The organism is Actinomadura sp. J1-007 (assembly GCF_009793335.1).
GTDB classification, from domain to species: Bacteria; Actinomycetota; Actinomycetes; order Streptosporangiales; family Streptosporangiaceae; genus Spirillospora; species Spirillospora yumaensis.
Genome location: NZ_WING01000001.1, coordinates 2,526,954 through 2,542,342, shown reverse-complemented (window position 1 = coordinate 2,542,342; position 15,389 = coordinate 2,526,954). Strand labels below are relative to the sequence as shown.

8 protein-coding genes, 4 pseudogenes and 1 CRISPR repeat array are annotated in these 15,389 nt (G+C 68.4%); of the genes and pseudogenes, 4 read left to right on the top strand and 8 right to left on the bottom strand.

Translation table 11 applies throughout. From position 1 onward, the window contains the following. Positions 1-18: 18 nt before the first annotated feature. From GEV43_RS56000 to GEV43_RS55995, 3 genes and pseudogenes are all read right to left on the bottom strand, one after another. Positions 19-263: pseudogene (locus GEV43_RS56000) on the bottom strand (VOC family protein); the annotation flags it as partial. A 100-nt stretch (positions 264-363) separates the two neighbouring features. Further along, on the bottom strand, positions 364-888 hold the full coding sequence (locus GEV43_RS11470) for a cupin domain-containing protein (protein ID WP_206681126.1): 525 nt from the start codon (positions 886-888) through the stop codon (positions 364-366). 521 nt (positions 889-1,409) lie between these two features. Beyond that, positions 1,410-1,559: pseudogene (locus GEV43_RS55995) on the bottom strand (hypothetical protein); the annotation flags it as partial. A gap of 223 nt (positions 1,560-1,782) precedes the next feature. Between GEV43_RS55995 and GEV43_RS11465 the strand changes: the two are divergent. Beyond that, positions 1,783-2,499, top strand: a complete 717-nt coding sequence (locus GEV43_RS11465; protein ID WP_175250026.1) for a nucleotidyltransferase family protein — start codon at positions 1,783-1,785, stop codon at positions 2,497-2,499. Positions 2,500-2,952: 453 nt separating this feature from the next. Here GEV43_RS11465 and GEV43_RS11460 read toward each other — a convergent pair whose 3' ends face one another. The 4 genes from GEV43_RS11460 to GEV43_RS11445 form a co-directional block, all read right to left on the bottom strand. After that, positions 2,953-3,804, bottom strand: coding sequence for a fumarylacetoacetate hydrolase family protein (locus GEV43_RS11460; RefSeq protein ID WP_160820675.1), 852 nt, complete (start codon positions 3,802-3,804; stop codon positions 2,953-2,955). A gap of 12 nt (positions 3,805-3,816) precedes the next feature. Then, the gene (locus GEV43_RS11455) at positions 3,817-4,395 is read right to left on the bottom strand and encodes a VOC family protein (RefSeq protein WP_160820674.1); all 579 of its coding nucleotides are present in this window, start codon (positions 4,393-4,395) and stop codon (positions 3,817-3,819) included. Further along, positions 4,392-5,087, bottom strand: coding sequence for a polysaccharide deacetylase family protein (locus tag GEV43_RS11450; protein WP_160820673.1), 696 nt, complete (start codon positions 5,085-5,087; stop codon positions 4,392-4,394). The genes GEV43_RS11455 and GEV43_RS11450 overlap by 4 nt, the downstream gene beginning before the upstream one ends. Before the next feature lie 1,247 nt (positions 5,088-6,334). Beyond that, entirely contained in the window at positions 6,335-7,255 is a 921-nt protein-coding gene (locus GEV43_RS11445) for a 3-keto-5-aminohexanoate cleavage protein (protein WP_160820672.1), read from the bottom strand. 177 nt (positions 7,256-7,432) lie between these two features. Between GEV43_RS11445 and GEV43_RS11440 the strand changes: the two genes are divergently transcribed. Beyond that, complete coding sequence (locus GEV43_RS11440) at positions 7,433-8,143, top strand: GntR family transcriptional regulator (RefSeq protein WP_160820671.1); 711 nt, start codon at positions 7,433-7,435, stop codon at positions 8,141-8,143. Positions 8,144-8,247: 104 nt separating this feature from the next. On the opposite strand, the pseudogene GEV43_RS55990 reads toward GEV43_RS11440, so the two are convergent. Then, positions 8,248-8,409 (bottom strand): annotated as a pseudogene (locus GEV43_RS55990) (GNAT family N-acetyltransferase); the annotation flags it as partial. Between the two features lie 792 nt (positions 8,410-9,201). Next, positions 9,202-10,509: direct repeats of the CRISPR family, unit length 28 nt; unit sequence GAACCATCCCCGCGTGCGCGGGGCCGAC. A gap of 78 nt (positions 10,510-10,587) precedes the next feature. Here GEV43_RS55990 and cas3 point away from each other — a divergent pair. Both cas3 and casA read left to right on the top strand, forming a co-directional pair. Beyond that, complete coding sequence (gene cas3 / locus GEV43_RS11435; protein WP_309239592.1) at positions 10,588-13,536, top strand: CRISPR-associated helicase Cas3'; 2,949 nt, start codon at positions 10,588-10,590, stop codon at positions 13,534-13,536. A gap of 214 nt (positions 13,537-13,750) precedes the next feature. After that, positions 13,751-15,384 (top strand): annotated as a pseudogene (gene casA / locus GEV43_RS49985) (type I-E CRISPR-associated protein Cse1/CasA). The last annotated feature ends 5 nt before the right edge of the window (positions 15,385-15,389 follow it).

Genomic DNA, 15,389 nt, shown 5'->3' with positions numbered 1-15,389 from the left:
GAACGCGTGCCCGTGAGTGACCTCCTGCTGCACGTGAACGCCCTCCTCCCGGAACCTGCGGTGGAAGGCGCGCAGGTCGTCCAGCGACTCCACCCGCCAAGAGATCTGGTGCAGCTGCTTGGCGCCCGGGGTACGTCGCGGCCGGTCTGGAGGACGAGCTCGTGGTGTTCGGTGTCCGGGCGCGAAGAGAGGAAGGCCATGCCGATCTCCTCGTCGTGGTCGACGAGAGACAGCCCGATCACGCGCTGGTAGAAGTCCGTCATCAGCGGCAGATCGTTCACCCACAGTCCGGTGTGCCCGAGTTCCGCGATGGTCATCGATGTTCCCTTCTCTGCGATCAGGCCGCCCGGCCGCGGGGGCGGCCTAGGCCGGGGGCCGGTAGGTCAGCGGGGTGAGCTGGCGGGTGTCGTGGGCTTCGCGGAGCCGCACGACGGCCTCTTGCGGAACCTCGGCCCCGGCGCTGAACAGCTCCGCCATTGCCTTGAGGTACAGCTCATGGTCGGGCGGCGGGGAGGCGGTCTGGAGGACGCGCGCCGGCCGGTCGGTCGTGTTGCGGAACGCGTGCGGGCACCCGGCCGGAACGAAGATGCAGGTCCCCGGCCCGGCCTGGACGGGACGCCGCCCATCGGCGGCGCGCCATTGAGCCCACCCCTCAGCCTCACGCTGGACCGGTTCGAAGGCGAACACCTCCAGTTCGCCTTCGAGGATGTAGAAGCACTCCTCCAAGCGGTCGTGGACGTGCGCGCCGACGTCGAACCCGGGATTGATGATGTTCTCGAACACCGAGGTGTGCCGCGAATGGGCCCCGGTCACCTTGAACGTCGCGTTGATGATCTCGTTGCCGACCTGCTCTCCATGGCCGGGCGGAACGATCAGACCGTCCGTCATCGCACTGCCTGCCTTCTCCCTGTGGGCCGTTCCCGTCATCGTCCACCTGCCGCCCGACCGCCTACCGCGGCACCCAAGGCGTCCCGCGGCACCCGCCCCGCCAGTCCGGCCGCGGCAGTCCCGCCCGCCACCCGAGGGCCGTGCCACCACGCGCCCTCGTCGCCAGACTCGCCGCGACGGCCCCGACCGAAGCCGTCCCTGCCACCGGGCCAGAGCCGCAGGCAAAGGGGGCTGCATCGGCACTCCTCCCTCGACTCCGCGAACGTGGAACACCGGCCTCCTACCCGCCCCCACCCGATCAATTACTTTAAGTAGTCAAACGCCACCCGTTTGTCACTCTCCGCCACCGCCAGGTCCGTCGAGGACGACGGACCGGGGTCGGCCGCGGGGTGGCCGCACGGGCCAGGCGGGTTACTGCTTCCAGGACAAGACGTCGAGGGCCAGACAGTAATCGTCCAGTCGGGATGTCCAGCGGCAACCGTTCCCCCTGGCAGTGATGCCTGGCCCGCCTGCCACCACACTCACCCGAGCCCCCAGAGCCGTCCGGTCCTACCGGCCTTTGGGTCAGCCCATGCAAACGGATTCGTGACATAGGCGCGCGGGTTGGGTTGAGGTGCGAGCCCCAGCGAGACCGCGCTGGTATAGCGGCCGAGTGCCGGATCGTAATGGCGCTGGACGTTGTATCAGAGGCCGGTCTCCGGGGTCGTGATATTGGCCGGAGAACCTCATCGGGCAGGGGCGTCGGCTGAGGGGGCGGGAGAAACACCATGCGGACGACAACCGCCAGACGCTCGGCTTCACCCCCAAAGAAATGATCTACGGTGAGTATCGACCACGGGACGGATATGCGCCGGACGACTCTCGTCCTCGCCGGTCCCCTACTAGGGTTCGGGCATGATTCACGGAGCGAAAGCGCAGGTCCGGCAGGCGATCATTCTCGCCGGTGGGCAGGGGACGCGGATGCGTCCGTTGACCGAGGACTCTCCGAAGGCGCTGATTCCGATCGCGGGCAAGGCGATCCTGGACTGGCAGCTCGATTGGCTGGTCGGCGGAGGCGTCGAGCATGTGGTGATCTCGTGCGGATATCTGGCCGAGGTACTGGACGAGCACGTCAGCAGCCGGCGATGGCCGCTGGAGATCGAGTTGGCGGTCGAGCCCGAGTCCCTTGGCCGGGGCGGGGGGCTGCGGTTCGCCGCGGGCCGCCTCCCGTTCCCCAAGGAACGGTGGCTGGCTTTCAACGGCGACGTGCTGACCCGGTTCTCGCTGGCGGATTTCGTTGACCGGCACCACGAGGTGGAGGCGGCGGCGACGATCGCGCTCGCGCCCTACCGCACTTCGTGGGGCATCGCTGATCTGGACGCGGCCGACCGTGTCCGGGGGTTCGAGCAGAGCCCGAGGCTGCCCTACTGGGTCAACGGCGGAGGCTACGTCTTCGAACCGTCGATCGTGGAGCTGCTGCCGGAACGCGGCGACCACGAGGACACCACCTTCCCGCGCTTGGCGATCGACGGACACCTGGCCGGATTCAAGATCGACGGTTACTGGCGCGGCGTGGACACCGTCAAGGACGTGAAGGAAGCAGGCGAGGAGGTCACCCGAATGGGTTGGTGACCGGCCCCGCACTCCGCCGCCTGGCTCCGCTCCTGGACGGCGCCTGTCCCGGGCAGAACGGCGAGCGAGAGGTGGGTGTTGCGGTGGTGGCCACCACCGCAACACCCACGTTCGCTCCCTTCAATGAATGGGGCGCATCAGGGCAGGTTCGGGTGTGGAGGGCCATTTCAGAGGATCGGTCACGTTGGCCCGCGGGTGCGGGCCGTTATCGTCCGGCGGATTAGATCCGCCGGACGACACCGGGCGCTTCGGGCGGCTCCGTACGAGTCCGGTAGGCCATGGACACGCGGCGAGTCCGAACGACGCCATTCTGGTTGAGCACGAATGTCGCTGGCACGGGTAGAGGTCGTGTTCCTCAGCCGCGCTCAAGGCGTCATCCGGTTACCGCGGGCTGATCGCGATCAATAAGGCGGTGAGTGGCCAAGCCCGCCGATAGGTGCGCGATTCGGGGTTTCAGGGGCTCGGGATCTGCGGCTGGAACCGCTGTCGGATCTCCCCGATGCCCTCGATCCAGCTGCGCAGCTCGTCGCCTGGGCGCAGGAAACGCTGCGGCGCGCGGGCCACTCCCACGCCGGACGGCGTACCGGTGAAGATCACATCACCCGGGTACAGGGTGACGATCGAGGACAGGTAGGAAACCAGCCGCGGGACAGGGAAGATCATCTCGGCCGTGCGGGACTTCTGTAGTTGCTCTCCGTTTACCGCGCAGCCGAGTTCCAGGTCGTCGGGGTCCGCCAGTTCGTCGGGGGTCACCAGCACCGGGCCGATCGGGGAGAAACCGGGATGGGACTTGCCCAGCGAGAACTGCGGGTACGGGCCGCGCAGTTGAAGCTGCCGCTCCGAGAGGTCCTGTCCCACCGTCAGACCGGCCACGTACTCCCACGCCCGTTCCACGGTCACGTCGCGCGCGACCCGGGAGATGACCGCCACGAGTTCGACCTCCCAGTCGACGGAGCCGGACGGCAGCGGCACGGCGATGTCGGGGCCGGCGAGGGAGCTCGGGAACTTGGTGAACACGACCGGGTCGTCCGGAAGCGCGGAGCCTGCCTCGGCCGCATGGTCGCGGTAGTTGAGGCCGATCGCGAACACCTGGCGAGGCGCGGGCGCCGGGGCGCCGAGCGTCGCCGGGTCGAGTTCGACGGCGGCGGACGGGCCCTGAGCCGCCGCCCATGCACTGAATTCGTCGAAGGATTCGTAGGCTGCCTGCGGATCCGGGCCGAAGCGGCCGTCACTCGCGGTGGCGACGTCCACGGGGCCGGCCGTGGTCAGCAGAGTCAGCCGGCCCCGCATATTGGCGATGCGCATATTCGGTCCCCGCTACCGGTCGTTCCGAGCGTTCGGTCGATCCTGGGCGTCCGACGGCCGCCAGGCGTTGTTGCTGGAGTGGTCGCCGCCGAGCCAGCGGGCGAGGTCCTCGTGCGCCGTCCGCCGCCGCTCGGCGTCGATGGCTTCCACGTCCGGAGGGTCCACGACGAACTCGAGTTGCAGGCCGTTGGGATCGGTGATGTACAGCGAGACGCAGTACCCGTGGTCGACCGTGAAGGTGTCCGGCTCCACGTACCCGGCTTCGGCGAAGCGCTCGCGCAGGGCGTCCTGCTGCTCCTGGTCCACCTTCAACGCGATGTGGCGCCAGGGAGTGAAGTTGATCTCGGTCTTGAACAGCTTGGTGTCCTCCGGGTTCGCGAACTGGAAGAAGGCCAGTGCTCCCCCGTCGGCGATGCCGAAGAAGGTGTGGCAGTACACGCGTTCGGCCCCGAACAGCTCGTCCGTCTCGGTCCAGGTGGCCACCAGCGGCAGGCCGATCACGTCCTCGTAGAAGCGCCGGTTGACCTCGAGGTCGTCGACCACCCACGCGTGGTGGTGCAGGCGAAGGGGCAGCCCGTTCTTGGTCGTCATGCGACATCAACTCCATTGGTGAGATGGGACAGTGAGTGCTGCAACCGGCCCTGCCTGATCGGGACGCAGGAATCCGGGAACTCGGCCACGACGTCCACGCCGAGGGCGTCCAGTCCCTCAAGGAACGCCGGGAGCCGCGCCATGGCGCCGGTGGGCATGTCGTGGACGATCACCACGGACCAGTCGTTGCGCGCGATCTCGGCGAGCGCCCGATCCGGCCAGTCGGCCACGTACTCCCAGTCACGCGGGAGAACGTTCCACAGCGCGCACGTGTAACGGTGATCCTGTAGATAGCGCACGGCGGCCGGGCTGAAGACCCTGCTGTCGAGCACACCGCCGGCCGCGTACGGCCGGAACAGGCGTTCACCCTCTGTTTCGCTGGTGCCGGCGAGCGTGTCGATGTCGTGCTCGACCGCGACGATCTCCGCGGCGACCGCCGCGTCGGCGTCCTCGGCGGCGCCGAGTTGAAGGGTGTGGGTCGCCGTGTGATGCCCGATCCGATGGCCCTCCGCCACGGCCCGTCGCGCGAGTTGCCGTCCGCCCGGCTTCCTGAGCTGCTCACCGACCACGAAGAAAGCGGCGGTGACACGGTGAGCGGCGAGCACGTCGAGCACGACATCGGTAACGCCCGGGTAGGGCCCGTTGTCGAACGTCAGCGTCACCCGCCTACGGCTCGTTCCTTCGTTGGACATCCGCGACCTCTCAGCGGCAGCACGGCCAGGTTGGCAAACTATCGATACTTATAATGATTAACGATAGTTGGGTGGACGTCAAGCCCGTCTGGCGGTCGAGCGCGTCGATCGTTCGACGGCACGGTTGTCCGTGTTGGAGGCTGAACGGTCAACTGAGCAGGCCGGTCACGGTGGCCTCGACCCAGCTCGGCGAGGCGCCCGGCCGGTTCACGGTGGAGAACGCGCGCCGCGCGCCACCGACACCGCCGAGTACCTCGCCCTGTCGTCCCAGGGCAGCCCGTTCAGGCCAGGGCCCGAGCCCGGCCGACCGGTCTCGGCCCGGATCGGCGGCGTCCACGACTCGGCTCGGATGCCGGTGGGTGGGCTGAATCCGGCGCCCCACCGACTTCGGCCGGCCTTCACGGCGCGCGACCCGTCGACGATCTACGGTCAAGGCCGAGGACGAGGCGGACGCGGAGGCGGAGGCGGTGCGCAAGATCGTCGACGGTGCCGCCCGCCCGTCCCGACGGCGAAGGCGATCTCCTCCACCGAGATCAAGGCGCAGTCGGTCGCCAGCGTCGACACGATCCTGAAGATCTTCGCCGACTGCTCGGGCTCACGGTCGTCACCGCGCTGTTCGGCACCACCGACACCCTCACGCTCTCGCTGGTGGAACGGACCCGCGAGTCGGCGCGTTCACCAGGACCACGCTCGGCGTGCTCTCCAACTGGGCGGCCGCCCCGTAGATGCCCGAAAGCGCGGTGTTCGGGGTCGCTCGGGCCGCAGCCGCCGATCAACTGGGTGAGGATGCACCGGGTAGCGGCTGCGTCCTCAAAGAAGGATCGAGGCCAACACCCGCCGCTGGCGACTCTGAGCACCCCGGTGGCATCGACGACCTGCCGGAACGCCTCGAAGATCCGGCTCGGGCACACCGGCTGCGCCGCCCGGCGGCGAAGGTAGGTCAGCAGCGCCGAATCGAACGCGGTGTCGTGCAAGCCAGCCCGCAGGCGACCTTCCAGCGCAGGCCACACCGCAACTCCTGGCCCGTCTCAACGTCCAACAGCCAAGCAGCGCCGGCAGCAGGATCATCGAACACCGAGATCGTCAGGCTTCCAGGCCAGACTCGCCCGTGCGGTCGGCATGGACAACGCTGCGAATGAGGCGCGCCCGCCGCATGGTCAGTCAGCGTGAGCGTCGCGCTCTGGTCGTGAGTGACATGCGGCAGGCTCCGGCCCGGACATGCCCTGACACCCCGGTGCCGAACGGGCTCAGGCCCCGGGGCCCTTGAGCTTGAGCAGGCTGCGGGCCTGGTCGGGGGTCGCGGTGGGCCGTCCGAGTTCGTCGAGGATCCGGGCGGCCTTGCGGACCTGCTCGGCATTGCTCACCGCGAGGCGTCCGCGCTCCAGATAGAGGTTGTCCTCAAGGCCGACCCGGACATGGCCGCCGAGCAGCGCGGACTGGGTGATGAACGCTGTCTGGTGCCGGCCGGCCGCGAACGCGGACAGGTAGTAGTCGTCACCGAAGAGCTTCTCCGCCGTCGCGTGCATGTGGCTGAGGTTGTCCGGGTCGGCGCCGATCCCGCCGAGTACGCCGAGGATGCACTGGACGAGCAGCGGTGTCCGCACGAGTCCTCGGTCCATGAAGTGCGCCAGAGTGTAAAGATGGCCGACGTCGTAGCACTCGAACTCGAAGCGGGTGCCGGTCTCGCCCAGGACCCGCAGGGTCCGCTCGATCTGAGCGAAGGTGTTCGCGAAGACGATGTCCCCGGATCCGAGCAGGTAGTCGCGTTCCCAGTCGAACTTCCACTCGCGCTCGCGGTGGGCGGGCCCCGAGAAGACGAAGTTCATCGAGCCCATGTTCAGTGAGGCGAGCTCGGGGGACAGGTGCCGCGCGGCTTCGAGCCGTTCCTCCCAGGTCATCCGGGTACTGCCGCCGGTGGTGATGTTGATGACCGCGCCGGAGGCCCGCAGTTCGGGGACGAACTGGTCGAACATCCTCGCGCTGGCGGTGGGCCGCCCCGTCCTCGGGTCGCGCGCGTGCAGGTGCAGCACCGCCGCTCCGGCCTCGACGGCCTCGAGACCCTGATCGATGATCTGCTGCGGCGTGACCGGCAGATGCGCGGACAAGGTCGGTGTGTGCACCGAGCCGGTCAAGGCACACGAGATGATCGTCTGCTCGGTTCGCAGCATGCCTCGCCCACTTCTCCGAAGTCCAAGGAGACTATCGATAAACTCTGCGATCAACGATAGTAGAAAAGATTGAAGCTTTCAGGCAAGAGTTCGCGGACGATATGGTCTATCGATACTCGCTGCGACGATCTCCAGTGGACTGGACAGGTCCACGGACGCGGAAGGACGGTTTGATTCGTGAGCCGGACGAAGAGCGGAGGCCAGTCGCGCGCGGAGGCCGTCTTCGAGACGCTGCGGGCCGACCTGATCGAGGGGCGGATCGGGCCGGGCGAACGGCTGAAACTGCCGGCACTCGTCGAACGGTTCGGTGTGAGCATGACCGTCGTTCGGGAGGCACTGACCCGGCTCGCCGAGCAGCGTATGGTGATCGCCGCCCCGAACCGGGGGTTCAGCGTCATCCCGCTGTCCGTGGAGGATCTCGAGGATCTCACCCGGCTGCGGCTGCGGCTCGAGACGATGGCGCTACGCGACAGCATCGAGCGTGGGGAGCTGAGCTGGGAGACCAGCGTGGTCGCCGCCCACCACGCGCTCGACAGGACACCGTACGTGAACGACACAGGCGGACTCAACGTGGCCTGGATGTGCGCCCACCGGAACTTCCACCACGCCCTCGGCAGCGGGTGCGGTAGCCCGCGCCTGATCGAGCTGGTCGGCAACCTGCGCGACAGCGCCGAACTCTACCGAGCCTGGGCCAGGTCCATCGCGCACGACTACGAGCGCGACGTGCGAGCAGAACACGACGGCATCGTGCGCGCCGCACTCGCCCACGACGCCGACAGGGCCTCGGCCGCGCTCCACGGCCACATCGAGCGCACCACGCTGACGCTCCTCCGGCATGCCGCCGACCAGACGCCCGCCGACGCCGTCAAGTCACCGGACCGCCGGTAGACCGTCCGGCGAGCCCAGGTAGGCATGAGCCTTGGAAGACAAAGCGGCCCGCGTGGCACGAGACGATCTGCGGGGTCCGCCACCGGATCTGCGAGCCCCAGCTCGTGTACTTCGGCGATGACAGCCTCCATCAGTTGAGGACCGACTTTCAGACCGCGGTGGCGCTCGCGCAGGAACAGGCAGTCCATATGGAGGTACTCCGCTCCGTCCAGGGCGCATGTGGCGTCCCCGATGATCTCGGAGTCCTGTGATTCCGCGACGAAGCAGCGGGCGGAGCCTGTGTGCCAAACAGCAGCGTCCTCAGCTGCTCAGTCATGGTCGGCCGGTGGGGCACCGCCTTCCCGTACGCGGCGTGCTAGGACACCAGCCGAGCGACATGTGGCCAGATCGGTAGCGTTACTCGCTGGACGGCAGGGCGGCCAGAGCCCGGCCGTCGCCGCCCCAGAGGTGCAGGCCGTGGCCGCTGGTGCGAAAGACGCGTCCGCGAACCGGATCGGAGACCACGGCGTACTTCCTGCCGACGCAGGCGACCGTTCGGAGCAGTCGAGCCCTTCCAGCCGTCTGGCGAGCACCCCGGCACTGTTCAGAAGGCCGAAGCCGAACGGTGCGACGGTGCCGCGGCAGGCTCTGGCCTCTGCCTTTGTCAGCGACCGGAACCTCACTGTCGTCAGCGAGAGCGCAAAGTGGCCGAACTGCCGCGCCGGAAACGCAGCATGGCGCGCTGGACGCTGCTGAATCCGCGTCTTCGCCTGCTGTAAAGCGACCGGGAACGCGTAGCCCGCGACTACGTGCACGGGTTGCGGCTGGCCGCCGCCTAGCCGCGAAACCAGTGCATCGCCAGATGCGCACCCCAGAATTCCCGGCATGGTGGTCGGTCGCACGCGCATTCGCCACGTCATAGGGCCACGGCGCGCTCAGTAAGGCCCGACCCGCCCATCATCGCCGGATGAAGACAGACCTGACGGCAAAATGTCACGCACCCGAGAACGGGCCCGCGAGGCCCCGAGGCTCTGGTGGTTGTGTCCGTCCCGGAGCGGAGCGCCGAGCAAACATCGAGCGAACCCTCCTCGCGTGCGCGGGGCCGACCCCGCGACCTGGATCAGCTCGCCCTCGAAGGCGAACCATCCCCGCGTGCGCTGGGCTGACGCCTTGTTCATTTTACGGCTGGCCCGAACGAGCGAACCATCCCCGCGTGCGCGGGGCCGACATGCGGGTGAGGCAGATGTCGACGGTGTGGGGGGAACCATCCCCGCGTGCGCGGGGCCGACTGCGGGAACGACGCCGTTGCCCAGGGCTTTGAGGAACCATCCCCGCGTGCGCGGGGTCGACAGGGAGACCAGCAGCGGGGGCTGGACGGACCGGGAACCATCCCCGCGTGCGCGGGGCCGACTCCGCGCCGTCCGCGCTCAACCCGTAGCGGTACGAACCATCCCCGCGTGCGCGGGGCCGACGTGGTGCCGTCCCTGGACCGGCTCGCCCGATCGGAACCATCCCCGCGTGCGCGGGGCCGACCTGACCAACGACGTCTCGCCCGCGGGCGAGATCGAACCATCCCCGCGTGCGCGGGGCCGACGACGAGGAGCCGCCGCTCGTCATCGCCAACCCGGAACCATCCCCGCGTGCGCGGGGCCGCCGTCATCGCTTCCCATAGGGCGGCCCCGGCGTCCGAACCATCCCCGCGTGCGCGGGGCCGCCTTGGCAGCCGATCCGCTACCGGGGCCCTCGTTGGAACCATCCCCGCGTGCGCGGGGCCGCCGCGCGTACGTCTCGCGGTCCTGCGGTATCTCGGGAACCATCCCCGCGTGCGCGGGGCCGACGTACAGCACGCGTTCTTGCTCGCGGTGTTCCAGGAACCATCCCCGCGTGCGCGGGGCCGACCGGTGTCTCCCACAGTGAAAAAGCAGTGGCGCAGAACCATCCCCGCGTGCGCGGGGCCGACGCACCAAAGAGGACCCGAAAATGTCGCCCGCCAGAACCATCCCCGCGTGCGCGGGGCCGACCACGAGTTCCGCCGTCGCGTCGCCAAGGTCGAAGAACCATCCCCGCGTGCGCGGGGCCGACCACCGGTACCAGGATCACCGGCGCGTCGCCCGGGAACCATCCCCGCGTGCGCGGGGCCGACCGCGGGTGCTAGGGGCGCTGGACCACGGCCGTGGAACCATCCCCGCGTGCGCGGGGCCGACCGTGCCTGACCTGCGACGCTCCTTATTGACGCAGAACCATCCCCGCGTGCGCGGGGCCGACCTTTCTCCGGGCCACCCGTCCCCGGACCGCCTAGAACCATCCCCGCGTGCGCGGGGCCGACTTGGACATGACCGGGAAAGATGTAAATTGTCCAGAACCATCCCCGCGGGCGCGGGGCCGACTCTTTCTGACCTGCGGCGTTGTCAGTAGAGGGGCGGGTTTTCATTCGGTTGGTTTGTGATCATGGCTGGTGAAGCTCGGTGTTCGGGGCTTCCGTCGTTGGCCTGGGTCAGCCTATAGGGCTGGTGGTTTTGTCGGTGGGCTTGGCTACGGTGCGCTGCGTGGGTACCGAGAGGTCGGCGCCGGGTGTTCAGAATCCTCTGGCGGTGCTGTGGGGTAAGAGTGCGGGTCGGGCTGGTGGGCGGTCCAATCTGCTGTTGCAGCATCTGTTGGATACGGCTGCGGTCGCGGAGTTGATGTGGGATCACTATCTCGCGCCGTCGGTTCGGCGGATGCTGGACGGTGTCGCCGGTGATGGTGGGGGACGGCTGCTGTTTGCGTGGTTGTGCGGGGTTCATGATTTCGGTAAGGCGACTCCGGCGTTCCAGCACATGGACGCCGCTGGTGCTGCCCGGGTGCTGGGTGCTGGCCTGTCGTGGGATCGGCATATGGTCACGCGGTACCGCTGGCGCCATGATCGGGCCGGAGGTGCCTTGATACAGCGCTACCTCACCGACGCCGGCTGGTCGGAGGAGAGCATCGGTTGGGTGTGGCCGCTGATCGCGGGTCATCACGGTCTGTTTCCCACGCTCGGCGGAGCACGAGAGCCCAAGCGCGCCCAGCAGCAGCTCAGCGGTAAAGGGCCGGGGTGGGACATGGCGCGCCGCGCGTTGCTCGATGTCTTCACGCGGGCGCTCGGTTTCGATGATGTCGCGGAAGTCGATCCGTCCGGGTTCCCGAGTCGGGCAGCGCAATTGCAACTGAGCGGGTTTGTGGTGATGGCCGACTGGATCGCCAGCGACCAGGACCATTTCGAAGGCGTTGACGAGTTTGAGCGGGTCAGCCTCCAGGGAGCGCGGGAACGCGCTGAAAAGGCGTGGGGGCTGCTGGGGCTGCGCGGCGGATGGGGTGAGTTGGACGAGCCGGAAGTCGATCTTTTCCGGCGACGGTTTGGGGACGATCCGCGGCCCTCGCAGGCGATGGTCGTGGACGTCGTCAACCGTATGGAGTCGCCGGGCTTGGTGGTGGTCGAGGCGCCTATGGGGGAGGGGAAGACCAAGGCGGCGCTGGTGGCTGCTGAAATCTTGGGCGCCCGGTGGGGCATGGACGGGGTGTTCGTTGGGATGCCCACGCAGGCGACGTGCGATCCGATGTTCACCAATGTCCGCGCCTGGGTCGAGTCGATTTCGCCTTCGTTGGCCTCGCAGGTGGCTCTGTTGCACGGCAAGAGGAGGTTCAACAAGCAATGGCAGGGTCTTCTCGAAGACCCCGCTCCCGATGACCGGTACACCCGTGTGGCCGAGGACGAGTTCGGCCTCGATGATCCGTTCGGGATGTCGCAGGGGGCGTGTTGCCCGGAGGCTGCTGCGGAGCGTCGCGCACCGGCGGAGTGGTTTCTTGGAGCCAAGCGTGGGCTGCTGAGCCCGTTCGTGGTGGGGACGATCGACCAGTTGTTGTTCGCCGCCACCCGTACCAAGCACGTGATGCTGCGGATGGCGGGCCTGGCGGGCAAGGTCGTGATCCTGGACGAGGTTCACGCCGCCGATGTCTACATGTCGCAGTTCCTGGCCGAGGGGCTGCGTTGGCTGGGCCAGGCACGGATTCCGGTGGTGTTGCTGTCGGCGACCCTGCCCCCGGCGCAGCGCCGCGAACTGGTGGCCGCCTACCTGGCGGGTGCTGGAGACAACGAGGATCTGAACGTCCCGGCCGAGATCGTGCCTGAGCCCACCGGCTATCCGAACGTGACGGCCGTGTGGCGGTCCGAGGCGTCGGCAGGGCACATCGTGGAGAGCTGCCAGTCCTGGCGGCGGGACCTGCGAGTCGAGGTGGAAGTCCTTCCTGAGCCTGTCAGCGCCAAAGCGGAAACGGGGGACGATTTGTCCGTCGGGGACGCCCAGGTGCTGTCACTGCTGCGCGAGCGCCTCGCCGTCGGTGGGTGCGCCCTGGTGATCCGTAACACTGTGCGCCGCGCGCAGGACACGTTCGATGCTTTGCGTGCGGAGTTCGGCGATGAAGTGCGGTTGCTGCATGGACGGCTCAGCGCCGCCCACCGCGCCGACCGCACTGAGGAGTGTCTCCAGGCGTTGGGTCCGCCGGAGCCGAACGGTCCCGGTCGTCCTGCTCGCAGGATCCTGGTGGCGACGCAGCTCGCTGAGCAGTCGTTCGATGTCGACGCCGATCTGCTGATCACGGATTTGGTGCCGATGGACCTGCTGCTACAGCGCATCGGCCGAACGCATAGGCACTCGGGGGTGCGGCGCCCAGGGCCGGTCGTCGAGCCACGCGTGATCGTCACCGGGTTCCTTCCCCGTGATGGTGCGCCGCCGGAGTTTCCGGGGGCCGCCGAAGCCATCTACGGCAGATACCTGTTGATGCGCACGGCAGCGCAGGTGTGCGCCGCCGAAGGCGGGTGCTGGTCGATTCCCGGGCAGGTTCCGCAGTTGGTCGCTGATGTGTACGGCTCAGACCGATACTCGGTTCCCGAGGATTGGGCCGAGGCCGAACGTCAAGCACGTGCCGACTGGGAGGCCCGGCAACGTGCACGGGCCGAGAGCGCTGAGCCGTTTCTGCTCACGCGGGCGGGAGAGCACACCCGGCGCACTCTGGAGGGGCTGCACCGTGGCGGGGTGAGCGGGAGCCTTTCGGAAGAGCACCATCGCGCGGTCGTCCGCGACGGTGACCGGAGCGTCGAGGTGGTGCTGGTGCGTCGTGACGATCGCGGCTACCGGGCTCTGTCGGGTAGATCGCTTGGGACGCACGGCGAGGCTTCCCGGGACGTGCTGGATGACCTGCTCGGTGGGACCGTGCGCCTTCCCGCCAAGCTGACCCAAGCGGCCGAAGCGGACTTGGGGCCGTTGGACGGGTGGCGCGATCATCCATGGCTGCGCTACAGCCGAGCCCTGCCGCTGGACGCGTCCGACGCGGCGCGTCTTGGCGATCACGTCCTTCGTTACGACTCTCTGCTGGGGCTGGTGGAAGAGCCGCGCTGATGAGAAAGGCGGGACGGCGGTCGCCGTCCCGCCGCTCCCCGCGTGCGCGGGGCCAACGAGCAGGTCACACAAAGCCAGGAGCCATCCCCGCCGAGGCGGGGCAACGGACCGAGCGTTGTCCAGCGCAAGGCCGCGTCCGGCCAACCTTGCCATATCGCCTTCGGGGCGCCCGAAGTCCGGTTAGTTTCCTCCCTACACATAGCTATTTGGAGGCATGGCGATGCCGGTGTTCGACCTGGTCACCGAAGGATGGTTGCGTCCGCGGTCCGGTGACGGGCAGACCATCGAATCGATGGGGCTGCGAGAGGTCCTGCACCGCGCCGGTGACATAGCCGACATCAGCGTCGAGCTTCCGACGCAGTGGCCGGCACTGCTGCGGCAGGTGCTCTTGCCGGTCGTCGTGGACGCCCTGGGAGCCCCGGCCGACCGGCGGGCATGGGCTGACGGGTTCGTCCGGGGCGCCTTCAGTGAGGCCGAGCTGGACACGCTCGACACCTACCTGGAAGATCACCGTTCCCGCTTCGACCTGTTCCACGCTGAGACGCCGTTCGCCCAGGTCGCCGGGCTGCGTACGGCCAAGGGCGAGACCAAGGGGTCGGGTCTGCTGGTCGCCGCGGAGGCCACCGGCAACAACGTGCCGCTGTTCTCCGCGCGAACCGAGGGCGATCCGCCACGGTTGGCTCCGGCCGATGCGGCGCTGTGGCTTCTGCACGCGCAATGCTGGGACACCGCGGCGATCAAGACCGGCGCGGTGGGCGATCCGATGGCCAAGTCCGGTAAGACGACGGGCAACCCCACCGGCCCCCTCGGGCAGTTGGGCGTGGTCGTCCCGACGGGCCGGACCCTGTACGAGACTCTTCTGCTCAACATCCCGATCGGTGTGCAAGGGCGGCTCGGCTCCCCCAGTGGAGGCGGTCCATCGGCCCCGCCTGGGAGAGCCGGACGGCACAGGGACTGCTGGACCTGTGGACCTGGCAGTCGCGGCGAATCCGGCTCGTCCCCGAACAGACCGCGGACGGCCTATGCGTGACCGGTGTGATCGTCGCAGCCGGTGACCGGCTCGCGATGACGCCCGACTGGGAGCCGCACACGGCATGGCGAGTCGACAAACCCACGAAGAAGACGAGGAAGTCGGCCAAGCCCGTGCCGCAGCGACCGCTACGGCACATGCCGGGAAAGGCGATCTGGCGGGGAATGAACGCGCTGCTCGCCTCGGAGGCCGAAGAGTCCGCGGCGTTCCGCACCAGCGAGTTGCTCGACCAGATCGCAGGGCTTGAGGCCGAAGAGCTGATCGACGATCGGTATCCGCTGCGTGCGGAGACCTTCGGCGTGGTCTACGGCAATCAGTCCGCGATCGTCGAGGACGTCCTGCACGATCTGACACCGCTGCCGGTAGCCGCACTGCGCGCCGATGCCGACGTTCGCTTCGCGGTACTGGAGGCCACCGAGCAGGCCGAGCAGCTCGCGCAGGCCCTCAATTACCTGTCGGCCGATTTGCGTCGTGCCAGCGGCTTGGAGCCCATTCCCTGGGACAAGGGTCAACGCCCCGGTGAACGGCTGCTGTACCTGCTGGACCCCGTCGTACGGCGGCTGCTGCGCGGTCTGCAGACCGTCCAGGACACCGAAACGCTCGAACGTGGTCGGGCTGCGTGGGAGCAAGAGGCCCGGCGGCTGGCGTTGCAGGTCGCCGACTCGGTGCACGTTGCCGTTCCCGAAAGCGTGTTCGCCGGCCGCGAGACCAAGAAATCCGACGGGACGACTGCCGCCGCCTACCCCTTGGGCGTCGCGGTCAACGACTTCTACCGGCGGCTCGATCGCATCCTGCCGCGCACCAAGAACGAGCGTTGAACCGC

What these genes read in the sequence shown, in the direction of transcription:
- GEV43_RS11470 (WP_206681126.1), bottom strand. Translation starts at nt 888, where the DNA reads ATGACGGACGGTCTGATCGTTCCGCCCGGCCATGGAGAGCAGGTCGGC.
- GEV43_RS11465 (WP_175250026.1), top strand. Translation starts at nt 1,783, where the DNA reads ATGATTCACGGAGCGAAAGCGCAGGTCCGGCAGGCGATCATTCTCGCC.
- GEV43_RS11460 (WP_160820675.1), bottom strand. Translation starts at nt 3,804, where the DNA reads ATGCGCATCGCCAATATGCGGGGCCGGCTGACTCTGCTGACCACGGCC.
- GEV43_RS11455 (WP_160820674.1), bottom strand. Translation starts at nt 4,395, where the DNA reads ATGACGACCAAGAACGGGCTGCCCCTTCGCCTGCACCACCACGCGTGG.
- GEV43_RS11450 (WP_160820673.1), bottom strand. Translation starts at nt 5,087, where the DNA reads ATGTCCAACGAAGGAACGAGCCGTAGGCGGGTGACGCTGACGTTCGAC.
- GEV43_RS11445 (WP_160820672.1), bottom strand. Translation starts at nt 7,255, where the DNA reads ATGCTGCGAACCGAGCAGACGATCATCTCGTGTGCCTTGACCGGCTCG.